Origin of the sequence: Methyloversatilis discipulorum (assembly GCF_018780585.1) — a bacterium.
GTDB lineage: Bacteria > Pseudomonadota > Gammaproteobacteria > Burkholderiales > Rhodocyclaceae > Methyloversatilis > Methyloversatilis discipulorum_B.
In genome coordinates this window covers 1-17,950 of sequence record NZ_JADMJL010000063.1, presented here as the reverse complement: position 1 = coordinate 17,950, position 17,950 = coordinate 1, and the positions used below count along the sequence as shown (strand labels likewise).

Here is a 17,950-nt window from a genome sequence, read left to right as displayed (position 1 = left end):
GGTGCACCTCGGGAGATAAAGACAATACAAGGAGCGGCCTTGGCCGCGACAGGGCCGCCGCAGTCCGCCGGCTTCGATTCAGGCCGCAGTCGGGGTCAGAGGACCCTTCCTACAAAATCCCGGCTCCGACCACGGATTGGGCGCGATCCCTGTAGGAGCGGCCTTGGCCGCGACTGGGCCTGTGCACGCCGCAAGCTTCGATACCGGCCGCTGTCGGGGTCAGAAGACCCCTCCCACAAAAACCCAGCTCCGGCGTTCAGTCCTTCTTCTGCGGGTGCCCCGCCTTCGACGGCAGCTTCAGATGCAGCGCCGCCTTGGCCATCAGATTGGCCGAGACCGGCGCGGTGATGAAGAGGAACAGCGTGATCAGCAGTTCGTGGATGCCGAAGCGGCCGTTGGCGGCGCTGTAGATCATGCTGGCGATCAGCACGCCGCCGACGCCCAGCGTGGTGGCCTTGGTCGGTGCATGCAGGCGCTGGAAGAAGTCCTTGAAACGCAGCATGCCGATGGCGCCGACCAGCGCGAAGAAGGCGCTGATCAGCAGCATGGCGACGACGATGATTTCGACCACGGGATGCAGGTTGTCCATCGGTCCTCCTTACTCGATCACGTCGCCGCGCGTCAGGTAGCGCGACAGGCCGACGGTGCCGACGAAGCCAAGCATGGCGACGATGAGCGCGGCCTCGAACAGCAGATCGGTGTGCTGGCGCATGCCCAGCACGATGACCAGCGCCACCACGTTCACATAGAGGGTGTCGAGCGCCAGGATGCGGTCGACCACTTCCGGACCGCGCAACACCCGCCAGCCGCAGATCAGCATGGCGATCACGATGGCGCCGACGGTAATGTCCAGGGCCATATCTATCATTCGAAAATCTCCCGCAGCGGTGCTTCGTAACGCGCCTTCATGTCACGCGCGGCGGCGACTGGATCGCTGCAGTCGAGTGCATGAACGAGGATTTCGCGGCGGCGCTCGTCGACGATGCACGACACCGTGCCCGGCGTCATCGTGATGATGGAGGCGAACAGCGCGACGCCATTCGGGTGCTGGATGTCCAGCGGCACCGGCACCCAGGCCGGCTGCGGTACCCGCGTCGGACTGAGTGCCAGTTTGGCGACGGTGATGTTGGACATGATGATGTCCCACACGACGATGCCGGTCAGCCGCAGCACGGTCCCGACGGACTTCAGCGTGACGCCCGGCCCGATGAAGCCGCTGACCACCCGCGGAATCACCAGCCCGAGCACGATGGCGGTCAGCACATTGCCCGGATCGATCGCCTGTTGCAGCGTGAGCCAGCCGGCGGCCACCATGGCCGACATGATCGGGTGGCCGAACCAGCGCTTGCCGTGCGCGGCTTCAGTGGTCGCCATCAGTGAGCTCCTTCGCTTGCCGGACGAGGAAATACATAGGGTTGCGTGGTCTGCGCGCCGGCGGCGCCGAGTACCGCTTCCTGATAGGCGCGGCGATCGACCAGCTGCACCGCGGCCGCGTCGGTGTAGCGCTTGAGCGGCCCGGCGAGCACGCTCATCAGCACACCGGCGCCGATCAGCGACACGGTGGCGAGCACCAGCCGCGGGCTGGCGCCGGCCGAGGTGCCGCTGTCATCCACGCCCGGACGCACGCTCCAGAACAGCACGCTGCCGGCGCGCGCCAGACCGATCAGCGTCAGGAAGCCGACCAGCAGCACGACCGTCCACACCCAGGTCTGCGCCTCGTGACCGCTCGATGCCTGCAGCACCATCAGCTTGCCGATGAAGCCCGGCAGCGGCGGCAGACCGGCGGCCGATGCGGCGCCGAGCAGCATCAGCAGGCCGAGCAGCGCCGGCTGCGCCACCGCGGGCCCTGCTTCGAGACGGTCAGCGGCATCGCCGCGTTGCGCCGACACCAGTTCGACCAGCAGGAAGAGTGCCGCGATGATGAGCGTGCTGTGCGCCATGTAATACAGTGCGGCCGACCAGGCGGCCTCGCTGAACAGCCCGAGCGCGGCCAGTATCGTGCCGACCGAGGCGACCGTCATGTAGGCCACCATGCGCGGCAGCGTGTGCGCGGCCAGCATGCCGAACACGGCCAGCACGCTGGTACCGAGCGCCAGCGGCAGCAGCCAGGGCTCGACCGTCAGTGCCGACGCGCCGGCGTCGGCGCCGAAAATGACGCCATGCACGCGCAGGATGCTGTAGACACCGACCTTGGTCATGATGGCGAACAGCGCGGCGACTGGCGCACTCGCCGCCGCGTAGGTCGAGGGCAGCCACAGGTGCAGCGGCAGGATGGCCGCCTTGACGCCGAACACGACGAGCAGGATGAGCGCCGCCGCCTTCAGCACCACCGCGTCGTCACCGCTCACCAGCGGCACGCGCTGCGCGAGGTCGGCCATGTTCAGCGTGCCGACGGTGGCGTAGATCAACGCCACGCCGATCAGGAACAGGGCGGAGGCCGCCAGATTGATCGCCACGTACTGCACGCCGACACGGAAGCGCTCGCGGCCCTGGCCGTGCAGCAGCAGCACGTAGGAGGCGATCAGCAGCACCTCGAAGAACACGAACAGATTGAACAGGTCGCCGGTCACGAAGGCACCGTTCAGCCCCATCAGCTGGAACTGGAACAGCGCGTGGAAGTGCCGGCCGTGGCTGTCCCAGCCGCCGCTGGCGTAGAACAGCACCGGCAGCGCCACCGCCTGCGTCAGCACCAGCATCAGCGCCGACAGCCGGTCGATCACCAGCACGATGCCGAACGGCGCCGGCCAGTCGCCGACGCGATACACGCGCAGCACGCCGTCGTCGGCTTCCATCGCCAGCTTGAGCGCGAACATCAGCCCGAGCGCGACCGACACCAGCGCAATGCGGCGCAGTCTGGGAAGCGAATCGCGGTCGCCGATCAGCAGCATCAGCATGGCGGTGAAACTGGGCAGCAGCACCGGCAGCACCGCGAGGTGCTGGCGGAACAGCTGCATCATCACATCGGCAAAACTCATGTTCATGCTCCGGGCTCCCGGCCGTCGACGTGGTCGGTGCCCGATTCGGCGCGACTGCGCAGCGCCAGTTCGATCACGAAGCCGGTGGTGGCGAAGCCGATCACGATGGCGGTCAGCACCAGCGCCTGCGGCAGCGGGTCGGCCTGTACGTCACCCTGCCCCAGGATCGGCGGCGCCGCGCTCCACAGCCGGCCCATCACGAAGATGAAGATATTGACCGCGTAGCCGAGCAGCGTCAGGCCCAGCACGACCGGGAAGCTGCGCCCGCGCAGCATCAGGTAGACACCGCAGGCGGTGACCCAGCCGATGCCGCTGGCCACCAGGAATTCCATGCTGATGTTCGCGAAAAGACTCATCCGTGTTGCTCCTTGCTCGCCGCACCCAGCACCGACAGCGTCAGCATGGTTGCACCGACGACGGTGATGTAGACCCCGAGGTCGAAGGCCGCCGCACTGGCCAGCGGCAGTTCGCCCAGCAGCGGCAGCGCCGGGTGACCGTGCGCGCTGGTCAGGAAGGGGCGACCGAACCAGAAGGCGCCGATACCGGTCAGCCCGGCGATCGCCAGGCCGCTGCCTATCCAGCGCGAGAAGCGCCGGCCGGCCGCGCCGTGCAGCAAGGCCTCGGCGCGCGCCTGACCGAGCGCCATGTACTGCATCACCAGTGCGACGGCGGTGATCAGACCGGCGATGAAGCCGCCGCCCGGCACGTTGTGACCGCGCCAGAAAATGTAGGCCGACACCAGCAGCGCCAGCGGCAGCACCACGCGTGCGGCGACGCGCAGCAGCAGCGGCTGTTCCTCGTAGGCCCAGCGGCGGCCGTCCGGGTCGGCGTCAGGCCGGCGTGTGCGGAAGCCGTCGAGCAGCGCCAGCACGCCGATGCCGGCGATGCCGAGCACGGTGATTTCGCCGAAGGTGTCGTAGCCGCGGAAGTCGACCAGGATGACGTTCACCACATTGGTGCCACCGCCCTCGCTCAGCGACTTGTCGAGGAAGAACCACGAGATCGACTCGTGCGTGCGCGTCAGCATCAGCCAGGTCAGGCCGGCCACGCCGCCACCAGCGAACACGGCGAGCAGCGCATCGCGGCCGCGGCGCAGCGCGCCCGATTCGAAGGGCGTGCGCTGCGGCAGCAGGGCCAGACCCATCAGCAGCAGCACCGTCGACACCACCTCGACCGACAGCTGCGTCAGCGCGAGGTCGGGCGCCGACAGGCCGACGAAGGTGAATGCGGTCACCAGGCCGACGACGCCGGTCAGCACCAGTGCCTGGAAGCGGTTGTGGTGGGTCAGCACCAGCATGGTTGCGCTGGCCAGCAGCAACACCCACACGGCGAGCGCCAGCGGCGAGGCCGGCATCAGTTCGCGCGGTCCGGTGCCGGGCAGCGTGTCGGCCGCCCAGAACGGCGCGGCCGCCAGCACGATGGCGAAAGCCACCATCAGCGCCAGCGAACGCTGCAGCGAACCGTTCTCGAAGCGCGCCGTAAGTCGACCGGCGAAGCCGAACAGGCCATCGATCAAGCAGGTGAAGGTGGCCTTGCCGGAGAAGGCCCGCGGCGTGTAGCCGTGCAGCCGGAACACGCGCTGCAGCGCGACGTACAGCGCCGCGCCGACGACCACCGCGACGCCGCTCATCAGCAGCGGCAGGTTGAAGCCGTGCCACAGCGCGAGGTGATAGTCGGGCGTGTCGCCACCGAGCAGCGCGCGCGCTGCGACCTCGACCAGCGGGCCGTAGGTGAGCGCCGGAATGACGCCGACCACGACGCACAGCACCGCCAGCAGCGCCACCGGCGCCAGCATGCCGAATGGCGGATCGTGCGGATGCGCGTCGGCCGGCAGATCCTTCGGCGAGCCGTTGAAGAAGGTGTCATGCACCAGGCGCAGCGAATAGGCCATCGAGCAAACGCCGGCGAAGGTGGCGACCACCGGCACCGCCGCGCCCCAGAACATCGTCGCCTCGACCGCCTCGTGGAAGAACATTTCCTTCGACAGGAAACCGTTGAACAGCGGAATGCCGGCCATCGCCGCCGCCGCCGTCATGGCGAAGGTGGCGGTCCAGGGCATCAGCCTGAGCAGACCGCCGAGGCGGCGCATGTCGCGCGTGCCGCACTCGTGGTCGACGATGCCCGCGCTCATGAACAGCGCCGCCTTGAAGGTGGCGTGGTTCAGGATGTGGAACACCGCCGCCACCGCCGACAGCGGCGAATTGAGCCCGATCAGGAAGGTGATGAAGCCGAGATGGCTCACCGTCGAGTACGCCAGCAGGCCCTTCAGGTCGTGCTTGAAGATGGCCACCCAGGCGGCGAAAGCCACCGTGGCCAGGCCGAAGCTGGCGACGATGCCCTCGAACAGGTCGGTGCCGCCGACCGCCGGGTAGAGCCGCGCCAGCAGGAAGATGCCGGCCTTCACCATGGTGGCCGAGTGCAGGTAGGCGGACACCGGCGTCGGTGCAGCCATCGCCTCCGGCAGCCAGAAGTGGAACGGCACCTGCGCGCTCTTGGTGAAGCAGCCGACAAGTATCAGCACCAGCATGACCGGATACAGCGGGTCGGCCTTGATCACGTCGCCGCGCTGCAGGATGTCGCTCAGTTCGTAGCTGCCGGCGATCTGGCCGAGCAGCACGAAACCCGCCAGCATCACCAGGCCGCCGCCGCCGGTCACCGCCAGCGCCATCCGCGCGCCTGCCCTCGCCTCTTCCTTGTGCCCCCAGTAGCCGACCAGCAGGAAGGACGAAACGCTGGTCAGCTCCCAGAACACGACCAGCAGCATGATGTTGTCCGACATGACGATGCCCAGCATCGCCGCCATGAACAGCATGAGCAGGGTGTAGAACTTGCCAGCCGGGTCGGACTCCGCCAGATAGAAGTGCGCGTACAGCACGATCAGCGAACCGATGCCGGTGATCAGCAGCGCGAACATCAGCGCCAGGCCGTCGAGGCGCCAGCCTATCGACAGGCCGAGCGAAGGCACCCAGTCGGTGTGCGCCACCAGCGTCTGGCCGGCGAACACCTGCGGCGCCAGCGACAGCAGCATGCCGAGCGCGGTCAGCGTGACGGCGCCGGCGACCAGCGCGGTCAGCAGACGGCGCGCCGGCGAGTTGTCGCGACCGAAGGCAAAACAGAGCAGCGTGCCGGCCACGAGGGGCAACAGCACTATCGTTGCGAGTGGATTCATGGAGGCTGCCGGACTTGTGGCTGGCTGAAACCGGCCGAAGGATACATTGTTTGTCCGGGCGTGCAGCCATCGGCTCCGGCCGACGACGCCCACGCCCGCGGGCGCCAGCATGGCAATGCAAGCTGACGCCGACCTGACCGGCGATGCTGTCGCGAGGTTCCCGCCGGCAGGTAAGATCGCCCTCCATGACGACCGCCGCACTCCCGATCCCCCTGCGTCCGCTCGACGAGATCAGCGTGCCGGAAGCGCTCGACGGCCACGACGGCGTGAACCGCGCCGACCGCGCGCGACTGCAGATCGGCGCGCAGACCGACATCGAGGCGATCCGCTGCTTCCTCGCCGAATACGACCGCTCGCCCGGCACGCACCGCATCTACCAGCGCGAGTGCGAGCGGCTGCTGCTGTGGTCGCTGGTCGAGTGCGGCCGGCCGCTGTCCAGCCTGAACCGACAGGACTTCGAAGGCTATCTGCACTTCCTCGCCGACCCGCAGCCGGCCGCGCTGTGGTGCGGCCCGAAGGTGCAGCGGGTGCGCGCCGAGTGGCGGCCTTTCGTCGGGCCGCTGTCGGAATCGGCGGTGCTCACCGCGATCGCCGCCATCAATTCGCTGATGAGCTATCTGGTCGACGCCGGCTACCTCGCCGGCAACCCGCTCGGCCTGATCCGTCAGCGCCGGCGCAAGCTGTCGCTGGAGAAGAACGGCCCGGCGCACGTGATCGCGCAGACCGAGGAAATGCAGAAGGTCGAACGCTTCCTCGACGCCGAAATGTGGCAGGCGGTGACGCAGGCCATCGAGGCGATGCCGCGCGATACCGACGGCGAGCGCGACGAATACGAGCGCGCCCGCTTTATCGCCGCCCTGCTCTACATGCTGGCGCCGCGCGCCGGCGAGCTCGAATCGCACCGCATGAACAGCTTCCGCGAAGAGCGCGGCCGCTGGTGGTGGCACGTGGTCGGCAAGGGCAGCAAGCAGGCCAAGGTGCCGGTGGCCGACGACATGGTCCACGCGCTGGTGCGCTACCGCAAACACCTCGGCCTGAGCGCCATGCCCAAGCGCACCGATCTCACGCCGCTGCTGGTGTCGATCAAGGACCGCAGCCCGATCACCGCGCGCCGGCTGAACCAGATCCTGAAGAAGATATTCTATGCCGCCGCCGAACTGCTGCCCGAGATTTCGGAGCACAAGCGCGAGAAGCTGCGCGCCGCCTCGGCGCACTGGGGCCGCCACACCGGCATCACCGCCAAGCTCGACAGCGGCATGAACGAGCGCTACGTGCAGAAGGACGCGCGCCACACCGACGCCCGCACCACGCAGCGCTACATCCACGAAGAGGAAGAGCGCTGGCACGACGAAGCGCAGAAGCAGCAGCTGCCCTGGGCGTCGCCAGAAAAAGTTTCTCCATCGAAGTAAGCATCCGCACCCCGCCCGGGTCTAGTGGCGGGAGAGCGTAGTGCGCAGTGATCCGGACACCGGCGGCTGTTCTCGCGAAACGGGTGGCGGGGCCCTGCCCCGCCCGCACACTTCTTCAGGAGAACATTCATGTCCACGTCCCATTTCGGCGCCTCGATCGCCGCCGCCGCCGCCGCCTTTGCCCTGTCGGGCGCCGTTTTCGCCGCTGACGCACCGGCTGGCAGCAAGGGCGCTGCCGTCGCCGCTGGCGACAAGGTGCATTGCTATGGCCTGCATGCCTGCAAGGGCAACAGCGACTGCGCGACCGCCGAACACAGCTGCAAGGGTCAGAACGCCTGCAAGGGCCACGGTTTCAAGGCGACCACCGCCAAGGAATGCCTGGGCCAGGGCGGCACCATCGGCGATCTGGCCGCGAAGTAAGACTTTCGCGCCGACACGCGGCCCGGGCCTGCCCGCGCCGGGCCGCGCACTGCCGATGACCACACTCACCACCCCCTCGCCCGGCTTCGGCCTGGGTCTGCGTCCCGCCCACTACACGGCGCTGCTGGAAACGCGCGCGCCGCTGGACTGGCTGGAAATCATTTCCGAAAACTTCATGGTCGGCGGCGGCAAGCCGATGGCCATGCTCGATCGTCTGCGCGCAGACTATCCGATGGCCATGCACGGCGTGGCGCTGTCGATAGGCTCGACCGACGCGCTGGATCGCACCTATCTGAAAAAGCTGAAAGCGCTGGCCGACCGTGTCCAGCCGCTGTGGATTTCCGATCACTTCTGCTGGACCGGCATCGGCGGCCACAACGCGCACGACCTGCTGCCGCTGCCCTACACCGAAGAAGCGGTGCGCCTGCTGGTGAGCCGCATCGGTCAGGTGCAGCACGAACTGGGCCGCCGGCTGGTGCTGGAGAATGTGTCCAGCTATCTGGGCTACGCGGTGTCCGAAATGACCGAGTGGGATTTCATCCGCACCGTCGCCGACGAAGCCGACTGCCTGCTGCTGCTCGACGTGAACAACGTCTATGTCAGCAGCGTCAATCACGGTTTCGACCCGGTGAGCTATCTGGCCGGTCTGCCGGCCGCACGCGTGCAGCAGATCCATCTGGCCGGCCACTCGACGCACGACGACCACCTGGTCGATACGCACGACCAGCCGGTGTGCGAAGAAGTGTGGGCGCTTTATGACATCGCCTGCGGCATGTTCGGCGAGGTCGCGACGATGATAGAGCGCGACGACAACATTCCGGCGCTGCCCGAGCTGCTGAACGAATTCGCCCGCGCGCGCCGCATCGCCGCACGTGCCGAACCGCTCGTGCAGGTGGCCGCATGAGCGCGCTGGCCGAACTGCAGCGGCAGTTCATGCGCTATCTGCACGCGCAGCCGAACGCCTTCGTCGACACGCTGGCCGCGAGCGAGGGCCTGGCGCCGGCCGCCCGTGCCCACATCTATCGCAATGCCTACCGCGTGCGCCTGCTCGACACGCTGAAGGACAGTTTCGACAAGACCTGGGCCTGGCTCGGCGACGACGCCTTCGAGGACGCCGGGTTGCGCTACATCGCCGACCATCCGCCGACGCAGTTCAGCCTGCGCCCCTTTGGTGACCGCTACGCCGACTGGCTGCACGGCGCCTGGCCCGCCGACCCGGAAGTGGCTGAACTGGCGCGGCTGGACTGGGCGATGCGCAACGCCTTCGACGGCGCCGACGCACAGCCGCTCGATGGCGCCGCACTCGCGGGCTTGAGCGACGAGGACTGGGCGACTGTCGTGTTCAGCCTGCACCCGACCGCACAGATGCTGCGCGTGCAGCGCAATACGCTGGATCTGTGGCACGCGATGGACCGCGGCGACACGCCGCCGGCCGTCGTCGACCTGGCGCAGCCGGTGACGGTGCTGGTCTGGCGCAAGGGTGTGCAGCCGCATTTCCGCTCGATCGACGCGGCAGAGGCCGGCATGCTGAACGCCCTGCAGTGCGGCACGCCTTTCGCCGCCGCATGTGAAACCGTCGAGTCGGACGACGCGCAGGCCCTGATCGGTGGCTGGCTCGCGCGCTGGCTGGACGACGGCCTGCTCTGCGCCGACCCGCGCTGAATCAGCTCGCCTTCTCTGCTGCGCTCTTCAGCGCCGCACGGCATTCATCGACCATGCGCGCGATCAGTTCGGCGCAGCTGGGCACGTCGCGGATCAGCCCGATCACCTGACCGGCGGTGATCACGCCGCCATCGACCTCGCCCTGCGCCAGCGCCGCCGCACCGCGCGCGCCGCTGACCAGCGGGCGGATGTCGTCGAAAGTGCAGCCGCGGCTTTCCGCCTCGACCACCGCGTCCGACACCGCGTTGCGGAACACGCGCGCCGTGTTGTGCAGGCTGCGCAGGATGAGCCGCGTGTCGCGCTCGCTCGCATTCACCAGCGCCTGCTTGATGCTGTCGTGGATAGGCGCCTCCTTCGTCACGCAGAAGCGCGTGCCCATGTTCACGCCCTCGGCGCCCAGCGCCAGCGCCGCCGCCATGCCGCGGCCGTCGCCGATGCCGCCGGACGCGATCACCGGAATGTCCAGCGCCTGCGCCGCGATCGGAATCAGCACCAGGCCCGGCACATCGTCCTCACCCGGGTGGCCGGCGCACTCGAAGCCGTCGATGCTCACGATATCCACGCCCTTCTTCTGCGCCGACAGCGCATGCCGCACCGCCACGCACTTGTGGATGATCGTCGCCCCGCGCGCCTTCGCCTTGGCGATGAAGGCCTCCGGATTGTTGCCCGCGGTTTCGATGATGCGGATGCCCGCATCCAGCATCGCGTCGAGATAGGCCTCGTAAGGCGGCGGCTTGATCGCCGGCAGGATGGTCAGATTCACGCCGAAAGGCTGGTCCGTCATGTCGCGACAGCGCGCAATCTCCGCCGTCAGCGCCTCCGGCGTCGGTTGCGTCAGCGCGGTAAGAATGCCCAGCCCGCCGGCATTCGACACCGCCGAAGCCAGCTCCGCCCGCCCCACCCACATCATCCCGCCCTGCACGATGGGGTAGCGGATGCCCAGAAGTTCGGTGATGCGCGTTTTCATGCCTTGTGTCCGGTGACGGGGAACAGGGGTGTGATGATGCGCCAGCGGGCTGCAGACAGGGCGTTTCAAACAGTATGGTCGGGAAAGCGGCCGATGGGCCTGACGGAGATGCACGCGGTATAGTCGCGTGTGCCGATGGCATGGAGGTCTCGTAAGCCGGCGGCAAGGCTGGCGTGGATCGGACAGCAACAAGCGAATGTGCGGCTTCGTTCTTTCGTTCATACGCCGCGTAAGCCGACAGCGAATGAAGTGTATTGAATCGATGGAGAAATCGGCGCCCGGTTTGTTCAGTTGTCCAGACAGATACTCGTCATATTCGATTAGTTCGTCGTCACATTCACGTTATGAGCGCACAGCATGCCGACTCGTTACCGCCTTGTCCCAGAGGGTGAAAACGTAGACATCGATCTCGCGTTACTTCGACGTGCCCTTCCTTCGATCATCATTTTCGACGAGGAGAGCGGACATGTCTACGCAACACTCGATTCACAGGAATCAGAAGATTCCTTTACGCAGATACTGATTGATCGTGAGCTGGATCGACTCTTCTTTCTGACGTACGTTCGTCTTCGTGCTGAAATGTGTCGAAGAACTGTGACCGCCAGCCTGAAGATTCGCTATCGTATTCAAGGTTCTTTGTCCACAAGGGTTCACCCGCAGATTTGGTCCGACCAGATTACTTTGCAGTTGAGACTATGGGCGCTCGCAGCAGACATCAACGACGGCTACTCAAAGGTGCTTCTTTTATATCAGATCATTGAGCTTTCCTATCCCGATACTCACGACAAATCTTCATATCCACCATACGAAAACTCACGGAGAGCGCCGCATCCAAGAACCGAAGCCAAGCTCCTTAGGCACCTCATCGCGCATGCGGGTGATGCAAAAAAAGAGACATCGGCTTACCTTCAATTTCTCGGATTACCTCCTGTGCTGTCGAATCTAGTGCACCCCAATTGGGTTGAGAAAATTACCGAGAGAATCGAGATCGTCGAGCGGCAGGCTCGGGAGGTGTTACAGAGCGCACTCTAATCCGGCCCTTGACCTCGTTCCATTTGATCTCTAGAGGCTGCGCGAATACGACCACATCCGTTTTCTCTATGAATCCACTCGCCACAAGCAAGACAACCTTTTTAATCCTCTAGATCTCCGGTCGATTGACAGATTTTTGGTCAGACCAAATTTTTCTAACCCCCCCCAGGAGGCGGAATGGCAAATTATATTGACCGAGAAATTCTCTGCGAAGCGTACACGCACCTTGATATAGAAACATTCTCAACAGCAGAAAGCAGAGCGCAACTGGAACAGCAGCTGCGCTCATTTATTCAACCCCGAGCACAGTTTATTTTTGGACAAAGCGTAGATCTAGAAATATCTTTTGAGGATGGTAGTCTAAAAACAAAAATCGCAATACTTGGGGCGGTTGCAACAATGATCTCTGCTTACCCAGATTTTAAAGAGGGGGTCGAGAATCTCACTCGCGACGCAACAATTCTTGCACAAGCCGCCAACCTTGAGGTTGTTTTCAATACCCAAACAAACCACTGCGATCGGATACGAATCGAAAAGAGAACGGGCGTACTTGGGCGCGTGAATCATTTGCTCAACAGCGCAGAACGGATTCGCGATGAGGCTGGCCACGAACGAGTTCCTACAAACGAACTAGACCTGCGACGCATAACGGAGAATTTAGATGATTTGCAGCACTGGCATCATGAGGCCGACAAGTTGATAGCTAAGCTAGATGGAGCGGAGGCTAAGGCATGCGTCGCCGCCGGCTTGCTCGAAGAACTTGAGCGTTTTCCAGAAAGTCTAGCGTGGCATGCAGCAACGCGCCAAGACAATTTCCGAGCACGAATGCTTATCGAGGACATTGAGCTTGCGTCAGCGCTCGACGCAGTCGCTGCCCGCTACGCAAGACTTTTGGCTGTAACAAAATATCATCTACTTCGCCATGTAAATGCAGTTGCAACCAGGCTGTCATAATGAGCTTGGGCCTCACGGGCTGGTGAGAATTCCTACCCTTTGTCAAGGCTTAAAACAATAAGGGATAGACCACGTTTTCAGCCATCAGAATCTCCAGTGATCAGACGGAATTGTGATCTGACTTCCTTTTCTTACCGCACAACGACGCCATGAGAGAACTCGCGTACGAAGTACTTACGGCCCCCGCATCTGTAGCTCTCCAAGCCCTGGAATCAGCTTCGGACAACGATCTTGTCGCACTCGTCGAGTCCCGCGAAGACAACGTGCTTGACGTTGTCTTCACCATCGCCGACCAGCGCCTTGCCAATCGCCTCTTTCGTCTTGTGTCACCCGATGTGCTTCGGTCTTTGATTCAAAAGTCCAGTCCGAAGCCACTCGGCCACCTAATTTCTTTGATGCAGCCAACGGTCTTGTCTACCGTGCTAAATCAGGCAAGTAACGAGCTTGTTGACAAGCTCGTTACTTGTGCGAGGACAAGAAGCATGCGTTCTCAGGTGATAAAGGCTTTGCCTCCACAAAGGCAAGCTCAATGGAAGAAGCTTCTTCACGAGAGGGAGGATGAACTCCAACGAATCGAGCGTGACGCGACCGAGGGACAATCATCGCTACTTGATGAGCGTAAGCGCTTACTCGACGAAATCAATGCTGCCATTCACGCTCGCGAACAGGTATTGAAAAGCGTAGAAGATGAGTCACGCATAAAACAAAATCATTACGAACACCTACTTTCGGACGCTCAGGCGCGCCTCAGCTCGCTTGAAGAAGCCATCACTCGTCGCCAAGCTCTTGTCGACATCCGTGAGAAAGAACTGGCCGCGAAGTTGGCCGAGTTTGAGGAATTAAACCGACGGCAAGTTCAGCAGAAGATTGAAGCAAAGGTTCCTGAATACGTCACCGCAGCGCTCAAAGTGCTCGAAACGCGAGAGCAGCACTATCGTGGAAAAGCGGCTCAATGGACCGTGCATGGAACATTGGTCCTAATCGCCGCCATAGCTGCCACTGTTGCGCTATCTCTATATGGATATGGCACAACGACAACAATCCAAGACATGTCTTGGCAAGCATTACTCTTTGTATCGCTCAAAGGCTTGGTAGTTCTCGGTGTTCTAGCGCTTTGGGCGAAACACGCATTCACATTGAGCAATGCTTACATGCACGAAGCAATCAAACGTTCCGACCGAGCGCATGCGATTACCTTCGGCAAACTTTACTTGGAAATATATGGCAATACTGTTGACAGGAAGGAGTTATTAGACATATTTGAGAATTGGAATATCACCGCAGAAAGTGCGTTCTCGAAAGCAAATCCCATAGGTTTCGAACCGCAGGTCTTAGAAAAAATCGGAGAGCTAATCAAGCTATCAGAGCGAGCAAAAAGCGGAGGGTAACCATCCCTCAGAAAAGGAGGAACAATAGAGAACAATAGGGGACAGACCACGTTTCCCGTTCATAGAGCTCGGTTTGATATTCGACATTTCAGACCAATGAAGCCGACCGCCGCTCAAAACTCGGGATTTCATCGTTCATCGCAGAACCCCGGAGCACATTTATGGAAACGCAGGAACTGCACCGCGGCCGCCTCATTGACCACATCCAGCTCGTCGTCAGCGATCTCACGGCCAGCAAGACCTTCTATGAAGCCGCCCTCGGCGCTCTGAACATTCCCCTTGGCGGCTCGGCGGATGACTACCTCTGGGCGGACGAGCTGTTTATCTCGACGGCAACAAGCCTTGCGGCGCAAGGCAAGGTCACGGGTCGCTGTCACCTGGCGTTCCAGGCACAGGACCGGGCGATGGTGGATGCGTTTTACGCGGCCGCACTGGCGAGTGGCGGCAAGGACAACGGGGCGCCGGGAGAGCGGCCGTACCACCCCGGCTACTACGCAGCCTTTGTTCTCGATCCCGACGGCAACAACATCGAAGCGGTCTATCACGGCGAAGCGACCCGATCGTCCGCTTCCGTCCGCATCACGTTCTAACAGAGCGCGTCGATCCCTTCTTCGGACGCAACAAGCTTATTGAACTGGCTTGCTGTCGGCGCCGAGGGACTGCCCTGTCGATCTGCTGCGCCGCCGTTCGTCGTACCCATCCCTACCCCACTCTGAATGGAGAACAGGCGATGCGATTCATCATCACGGCGCAGTCCGATGCAGCGAGCACGCCATCCGACCCATCGGCGGAGTTCGATGCCGAGCTGTTCAAGGCCTACATGCGCTTCAACGAAGAGATGCACACGGCGGGTGTGTTGATCGCGTCCGAGGGTCTGAATCCGGCGGCGCAAGGCGCGCGGATTGCTGTTGCGGACGGCAAACGCTATGTCGTCGATGGTCCGTTCGCGGAATCCAAGGAGTTGGTGGGTGGCTTCTACATCATCGAAGTCCCCTCGCTCGACGACGCCATACAGTGGGCGCTGCGCGCGCCGTCCGGCCTCGGCACGGATGACATTCTGGAGATCCGGCAGCTGACCGGCTCGGACGACCTGCCCGCTGACCTTCTGCAGCTCATCGAGGAAGCGGCGCCGACCTGGAGTGCGGATACCTGGCAGTCGCGAAGCAGCGGGACGACGAAGCCCGGCGGTGCGCGCTGAAGCGCCCCGGATTCCGGACACCTCTGAAGGAGAACGACCATGGTCACACCTGCAAAGAACACCGTCTGTCTTTGGTTCAACGGCGGTGCAGAGGACGCGGCGCGGTTCTACGCCGCCACCTTTCCCGATTCCTTCGTCGGCAACGTGTATCGCGCGCCGGCAGACTATCCGTCCGGCAAGGAAGGCGATGTGCTGACGGTGGAATTCACGGTCATGGGCATCCCCTGCCTCGGGCTGAACGGCGGGCCGGCCTTCCCGCAGACCGAGGCGTTCTCGTTTCAGGTGGCGACGGCGGATCAGGCGGAAACCGATCGGCTGTGGCACGCCATCGTCAGCAACGGCGGCCAGGAGAGCGCCTGCGGCTGGTGCAGGGACCGCTGGGGCCTGTCATGGCAGATCACGCCGGCGGCGCTGATGAACGCCATCGCCCACCCCGACCCGGCAACGGCGAAGCGGGCGTTCGAGGCGATGATGGGCATGACGAAGATTGATATCGCGGCGATCGAGGCGGCGGTGCGCGGCTGAACCGCATCGGTCCGGGGCAGGCCACGCTGTGGACCGCCCGGCGCGCAGTGCGTCCGCCCGATCGTTATTGCCCGCCGTTTTCCAGAGCCTTTATGATGCGCACATCGCTTCAGCGGCCGCCGTCCGACACGGTTGCGGCCGTGCTGCGGTTCTGACTGCACGCCGCCGGCCCGGTCGCACAGACCGGTGCCGGGATTCGGCTCACCCGGGAGTTCGCGCATGGGCGTTCTTGACGATCACAACCGCCAGCACACCCATGGCGACACCCTCGGCCCGCCGACGTCCGTCGTCGGCGTTTCCGCCCAGCAGGCGATCGACGCGAACAGACGCGCGCTCGATGCGGGCACGCAGGGCGCGCCGTCAGGTCGCGCGCTGCGCGGTGGCGAGCACCTGAAGCTGGCCATCGGCGGGTTCATCGTTGCGGCGGTATTCGTCGTAGCCGCCTGGATCGTCGGCGGCTTTGGTGCGGTGGCGCTCGGATTGCTCGCCCTCATCTCAGGGGTGTTCGGGGTCTGCTTCCTCGTCGCTGCGCTGATCAGTGCCGCGAAGGCGAAGGCATCCGGTGCCCGTGGTGGTGGCTCACCGCCCGTATCGTGAGCTCGCTTCCCGCATGTTCCTTCACTCGACCCCGCTTCCCCCCATGCACACGCGTCTGCGCCTCATCAGCACGCTCGCCCTCGCCCTCAGCGCCCACACCGCCCATGCGCGGGGCGATGGCGATGTCTGGATCATGATGATCGGCCCGATGTGCCTCTCTCAATATCCGTCGCACGCGGGCACGGAGATGGGCAGGATCTTTCTGCGCGGGGCCACCATCGACGATTTCGTCGAGCGCCCGTTTGCCCGCTGCTTCAGGCAGCACAACTGGGCGTCCGCGCGCCTGTGTGACGACGTGATGGGGCTCGGCAGGGAGCAGATGCGCAATCTGCAGGGCGTCTACGACCGTCATCGCGACGAGATCCGCGGCATGAAGGCGGCCTTCGAGTACTTCAACGGCTACATCATGGCCGACCCGACTTCGGCGAACTGGCCGCCCGCCTGCCCGGACGGCGCGCCGTGAGCGGCGGACATGCCTGACGCCCTTTCGACCGGCCGGCGCGTCCTGTTCTGGGTGTTCGCCCTGCTAGCGCTACCGACCGGGCTGCTGGCCGGTCTGGTCATCCTGCTCATCGTCGGCGGGCAGCGCATGAGCGCACCAGCACCCGACTGGCCCGCACTGCTCGCGTCCGCGGCGGTGCTTGGCCTGCTTGCGTGGGCTTACCGGCTGGCGACCGGCGGGCGGCCCGTCGCGGCGTCGCTGTGGGTCGTCGCGTGCTGGGTGCTGTTCGTCACCGTCATGCTGATCAACGGTCTGATGCACCAGACGCTGTGGAACTGACGGGCACACAACGCACGCCTGTCAGTCGGGCTTGGCCTGCGTGCCCCATGCTGCAATCATGAGCGCACGGGCAGCGGTGTCGGTCAGTGGGCGCCCTGCCCCGCCCGCGGCTTTCGCCGTCGCCCACACACAGAGGAGCTCGATCCCATGAAATGGCTGCTGGTTGTCATCGTGATGAATGCGCCCGTGAAGACCGATCTGGTGTTCGGGAGCCTGCAGGAATGTCTGGCGGCGGAAGCGCAGGTGCGACAGGAATGGGCCGAGCATTACGGGCAAATGAAGAAGGCCGGAGCTGCGGCTGAAACCTTGGGGCTGCTGAGTTCACAGGTGACCAAGGGGACCTGCATTCCGGCGAAGTGAGGGTGATGCGCCTGATCCGCGACCTGAGCGTGGGCCGGGGTTCTGTAGGAGGGGTCCTCTGACCCCGACATCAGCCTGTATCGAAGCCTGCGGATGGCAGCGGCTGTGTCGCGGTCGGAAGACCGCTCCTACAGGGGTGGTGCGCCTGATCCACGACCTGAGCCTGGGCCGGGGTTCTGTAGGAGGGGTCCTCTGACCCCGACATCAGCCTGTATCGAAGCCTGCGGATGGCAGCGGCCGTGTCGCGGTCAGAAGACCGCTCCTACATGGGAGGTGCGCCTGCTCCACGACCTGGGCTTGGGTTGGGGATTGCAGGAGGGGTCTTCTGGCCCTGACTGCGGCCTGAATCGGAACCTGAGGATGGCAGCGGCCGTGTCGCGGCCAAGGCCGCTCCCACAGGAAACTGACCTACATGCCGTTGTAGATCGGCCCTTCCCCGCCCTGCGGCGTGACCCAGGTGATGTTCTGCGTCGGGTCCTTGATGTCGCAGGTCTTGCAGTGCACGCAGTTCTG

Annotated in this window: 22 protein-coding genes; 14 read left to right on the top strand and 8 right to left on the bottom strand. The window is 64.1% G+C overall.

All coding sequences use genetic code 11. The features are described from left to right. Positions 1-256: 256 nt before the first annotated feature. From IV112_RS20520 to IV112_RS20495, 6 genes are read right to left on the bottom strand one after another with little or no spacing between them, the layout of a single operon-like run. Positions 257-589 (bottom strand): Na+/H+ antiporter subunit G, encoded by a 333-nt coding sequence (locus IV112_RS20520; RefSeq protein WP_304006866.1) that lies wholly within the window; start codon positions 587-589, stop codon positions 257-259. Between the two features lie 9 nt (positions 590-598). Beyond that, on the bottom strand, positions 599-868 hold the full coding sequence (locus IV112_RS20515; RefSeq protein ID WP_024300439.1) for a K+/H+ antiporter subunit F: 270 nt from the start codon (positions 866-868) through the stop codon (positions 599-601). Continuing rightward, the gene (locus IV112_RS20510) at positions 865-1,374 is read right to left on the bottom strand and encodes a Na+/H+ antiporter subunit E (protein ID WP_304006864.1); all 510 of its coding nucleotides are present in this window, start codon (positions 1,372-1,374) and stop codon (positions 865-867) included. Before IV112_RS20510 ends, IV112_RS20515 begins: the two co-directional genes overlap by 4 nt. Further along, positions 1,374-2,981 (bottom strand): monovalent cation/H+ antiporter subunit D, encoded by a 1,608-nt coding sequence (locus IV112_RS20505; RefSeq protein WP_304006862.1) that lies wholly within the window; start codon positions 2,979-2,981, stop codon positions 1,374-1,376. The genes IV112_RS20510 and IV112_RS20505 overlap by 1 nt, the downstream gene beginning before the upstream one ends. Continuing rightward, positions 2,978-3,331 carry a Na+/H+ antiporter subunit C gene (locus tag IV112_RS20500; protein WP_019918257.1) on the bottom strand — a complete coding sequence of 118 codons (354 nt, stop codon included), beginning with the start codon at positions 3,329-3,331 and terminating at the stop codon, positions 2,978-2,980. The genes IV112_RS20505 and IV112_RS20500 overlap by 4 nt, the downstream gene beginning before the upstream one ends. Beyond that, positions 3,328-6,144 (bottom strand): monovalent cation/H+ antiporter subunit A, encoded by a 2,817-nt coding sequence (locus IV112_RS20495; protein WP_304006860.1) that lies wholly within the window; start codon positions 6,142-6,144, stop codon positions 3,328-3,330. Before IV112_RS20495 ends, IV112_RS20500 begins: the two co-directional genes overlap by 4 nt. Before the next feature lie 185 nt (positions 6,145-6,329). Between IV112_RS20495 and IV112_RS20490 the strand changes: the two genes are divergently transcribed. The 4 genes from IV112_RS20490 (at position 6,330) to IV112_RS20475 (ending at position 9,635) form a co-directional block, all read left to right on the top strand. Further along, positions 6,330-7,553 (top strand): tyrosine-type recombinase/integrase, encoded by a 1,224-nt coding sequence (locus tag IV112_RS20490; RefSeq protein WP_304006858.1) that lies wholly within the window; start codon positions 6,330-6,332, stop codon positions 7,551-7,553. A gap of 129 nt (positions 7,554-7,682) precedes the next feature. Then, positions 7,683-7,973 (top strand): BufA2 family periplasmic bufferin-type metallophore, encoded by a 291-nt coding sequence (gene bufA2, locus IV112_RS20485; protein ID WP_304006856.1) that lies wholly within the window; start codon positions 7,683-7,685, stop codon positions 7,971-7,973. Positions 7,974-8,028: 55 nt separating this feature from the next. Next, positions 8,029-8,877, top strand: a complete 849-nt coding sequence (gene bufB, locus IV112_RS20480; protein WP_304006854.1) for an MNIO family bufferin maturase — start codon at positions 8,029-8,031, stop codon at positions 8,875-8,877. Next, positions 8,874-9,635, top strand: a complete 762-nt coding sequence (locus IV112_RS20475) for a DNA-binding domain-containing protein (protein WP_304006852.1) — start codon at positions 8,874-8,876, stop codon at positions 9,633-9,635. The genes bufB and IV112_RS20475 overlap by 4 nt, the downstream gene beginning before the upstream one ends. Before the next feature lies 1 nt (position 9,636). On the opposite strand, the gene IV112_RS20470 is transcribed toward IV112_RS20475, so the two are convergent. Next, a complete protein-coding gene (locus IV112_RS20470) occupies positions 9,637-10,602 on the bottom strand; it encodes an NAD(P)H-dependent flavin oxidoreductase (RefSeq protein WP_304006850.1) in 966 nt (321 codons plus the stop codon). 357 nt (positions 10,603-10,959) lie between these two features. Here IV112_RS20470 and IV112_RS20465 point away from each other — a divergent pair, with 357 nt between their 5' ends. The 10 genes from IV112_RS20465 (at position 10,960) to IV112_RS20420 (ending at position 17,437) form a co-directional block, all read left to right on the top strand. Then, complete coding sequence (locus IV112_RS20465; protein WP_304006848.1) at positions 10,960-11,634, top strand: hypothetical protein; 675 nt, start codon at positions 10,960-10,962, stop codon at positions 11,632-11,634. Positions 11,635-11,811: 177 nt separating this feature from the next. Next, the gene (locus IV112_RS20460; RefSeq protein ID WP_304006846.1) at positions 11,812-12,588 is read left to right on the top strand and encodes a hypothetical protein; all 777 of its coding nucleotides are present in this window, start codon (positions 11,812-11,814) and stop codon (positions 12,586-12,588) included. A 482-nt stretch (positions 12,589-13,070) separates the two neighbouring features. Continuing rightward, a complete protein-coding gene (locus IV112_RS20455; RefSeq protein ID WP_304006844.1) occupies positions 13,071-13,976 on the top strand; it encodes a hypothetical protein in 906 nt (301 codons plus the stop codon). Positions 13,977-14,137: 161 nt separating this feature from the next. Then, positions 14,138-14,566 carry a VOC family protein gene (locus IV112_RS20450; RefSeq protein ID WP_304006842.1) on the top strand — a complete coding sequence of 143 codons (429 nt, stop codon included), beginning with the start codon at positions 14,138-14,140 and terminating at the stop codon, positions 14,564-14,566. A gap of 140 nt (positions 14,567-14,706) precedes the next feature. Next, positions 14,707-15,174 carry a YciI family protein gene (locus IV112_RS20445; RefSeq protein WP_304006840.1) on the top strand — a complete coding sequence of 156 codons (468 nt, stop codon included), beginning with the start codon at positions 14,707-14,709 and terminating at the stop codon, positions 15,172-15,174. 39 nt (positions 15,175-15,213) lie between these two features. Continuing rightward, positions 15,214-15,699: a VOC family protein gene (locus tag IV112_RS20440; RefSeq protein WP_304006839.1), complete on the top strand. Its 486-nt coding sequence runs from the start codon at positions 15,214-15,216 to the stop codon at positions 15,697-15,699. 219 nt (positions 15,700-15,918) lie between these two features. Further along, positions 15,919-16,296, top strand: a complete 378-nt coding sequence (locus tag IV112_RS20435; protein WP_290898787.1) for a hypothetical protein — start codon at positions 15,919-15,921, stop codon at positions 16,294-16,296. Positions 16,297-16,339: 43 nt separating this feature from the next. Further along, positions 16,340-16,759: a hypothetical protein gene (locus IV112_RS20430; protein WP_304006838.1), complete on the top strand. Its 420-nt coding sequence runs from the start codon at positions 16,340-16,342 to the stop codon at positions 16,757-16,759. A 9-nt stretch (positions 16,760-16,768) separates the two neighbouring features. Continuing rightward, complete coding sequence (locus IV112_RS20425; RefSeq protein ID WP_304006836.1) at positions 16,769-17,077, top strand: hypothetical protein; 309 nt, start codon at positions 16,769-16,771, stop codon at positions 17,075-17,077. 147 nt (positions 17,078-17,224) lie between these two features. After that, positions 17,225-17,437, top strand: coding sequence for a hypothetical protein (locus tag IV112_RS20420; protein WP_290899690.1), 213 nt, complete (start codon positions 17,225-17,227; stop codon positions 17,435-17,437). Positions 17,438-17,845: 408 nt separating this feature from the next. On the opposite strand, the gene IV112_RS20415 is transcribed toward IV112_RS20420, so the two are convergent. After that, a partial coding sequence (locus IV112_RS20415; RefSeq protein WP_304006868.1) for a 4Fe-4S dicluster domain-containing protein occupies positions 17,846-17,950 on the bottom strand: 105 nt, incomplete at its 5' end.

Coding starts and splice junctions, on each gene's coding strand:
- IV112_RS20475 (WP_304006852.1), top strand. CDS start 8,874: ATGAGCGCGCTGGCCGAACTGCAGCGGCAGTTCATGCGCTATCTGCAC.
- IV112_RS20495 (WP_304006860.1), bottom strand. CDS start 6,144: ATGAATCCACTCGCAACGATAGTGCTGTTGCCCCTCGTGGCCGGCACG.
- IV112_RS20430 (WP_304006838.1), top strand. CDS start 16,340: ATGCACACGCGTCTGCGCCTCATCAGCACGCTCGCCCTCGCCCTCAGC.
- IV112_RS20445 (WP_304006840.1), top strand. CDS start 14,707: ATGCGATTCATCATCACGGCGCAGTCCGATGCAGCGAGCACGCCATCC.
- IV112_RS20465 (WP_304006848.1), top strand. CDS start 10,960: ATGCCGACTCGTTACCGCCTTGTCCCAGAGGGTGAAAACGTAGACATC.
- bufA2 (WP_304006856.1), top strand. CDS start 7,683: ATGTCCACGTCCCATTTCGGCGCCTCGATCGCCGCCGCCGCCGCCGCC.
- IV112_RS20440 (WP_304006839.1), top strand. CDS start 15,214: ATGGTCACACCTGCAAAGAACACCGTCTGTCTTTGGTTCAACGGCGGT.
- IV112_RS20450 (WP_304006842.1), top strand. CDS start 14,138: ATGGAAACGCAGGAACTGCACCGCGGCCGCCTCATTGACCACATCCAG.
- bufB (WP_304006854.1), top strand. CDS start 8,029: ATGACCACACTCACCACCCCCTCGCCCGGCTTCGGCCTGGGTCTGCGT.
- IV112_RS20420 (WP_290899690.1), top strand. CDS start 17,225: ATGAAATGGCTGCTGGTTGTCATCGTGATGAATGCGCCCGTGAAGACC.
- IV112_RS20520 (WP_304006866.1), bottom strand. CDS start 589: ATGGACAACCTGCATCCCGTGGTCGAAATCATCGTCGTCGCCATGCTG.
- IV112_RS20425 (WP_304006836.1), top strand. CDS start 16,769: ATGCCTGACGCCCTTTCGACCGGCCGGCGCGTCCTGTTCTGGGTGTTC.
- IV112_RS20470 (WP_304006850.1), bottom strand. CDS start 10,602: ATGAAAACGCGCATCACCGAACTTCTGGGCATCCGCTACCCCATCGTG.
- IV112_RS20455 (WP_304006844.1), top strand. CDS start 13,071: ATGCGTTCTCAGGTGATAAAGGCTTTGCCTCCACAAAGGCAAGCTCAA.
- IV112_RS20500 (WP_019918257.1), bottom strand. CDS start 3,331: ATGAGTCTTTTCGCGAACATCAGCATGGAATTCCTGGTGGCCAGCGGC.
- IV112_RS20515 (WP_024300439.1), bottom strand. CDS start 868: ATGATAGATATGGCCCTGGACATTACCGTCGGCGCCATCGTGATCGCC.
- IV112_RS20435 (WP_290898787.1), top strand. CDS start 15,919: ATGGGCGTTCTTGACGATCACAACCGCCAGCACACCCATGGCGACACC.
- IV112_RS20505 (WP_304006862.1), bottom strand. CDS start 2,981: ATGAACATGAGTTTTGCCGATGTGATGATGCAGCTGTTCCGCCAGCAC.
- IV112_RS20460 (WP_304006846.1), top strand. CDS start 11,812: ATGGCAAATTATATTGACCGAGAAATTCTCTGCGAAGCGTACACGCAC.
- IV112_RS20490 (WP_304006858.1), top strand. CDS start 6,330: ATGACGACCGCCGCACTCCCGATCCCCCTGCGTCCGCTCGACGAGATC.
- IV112_RS20510 (WP_304006864.1), bottom strand. CDS start 1,374: ATGGCGACCACTGAAGCCGCGCACGGCAAGCGCTGGTTCGGCCACCCG.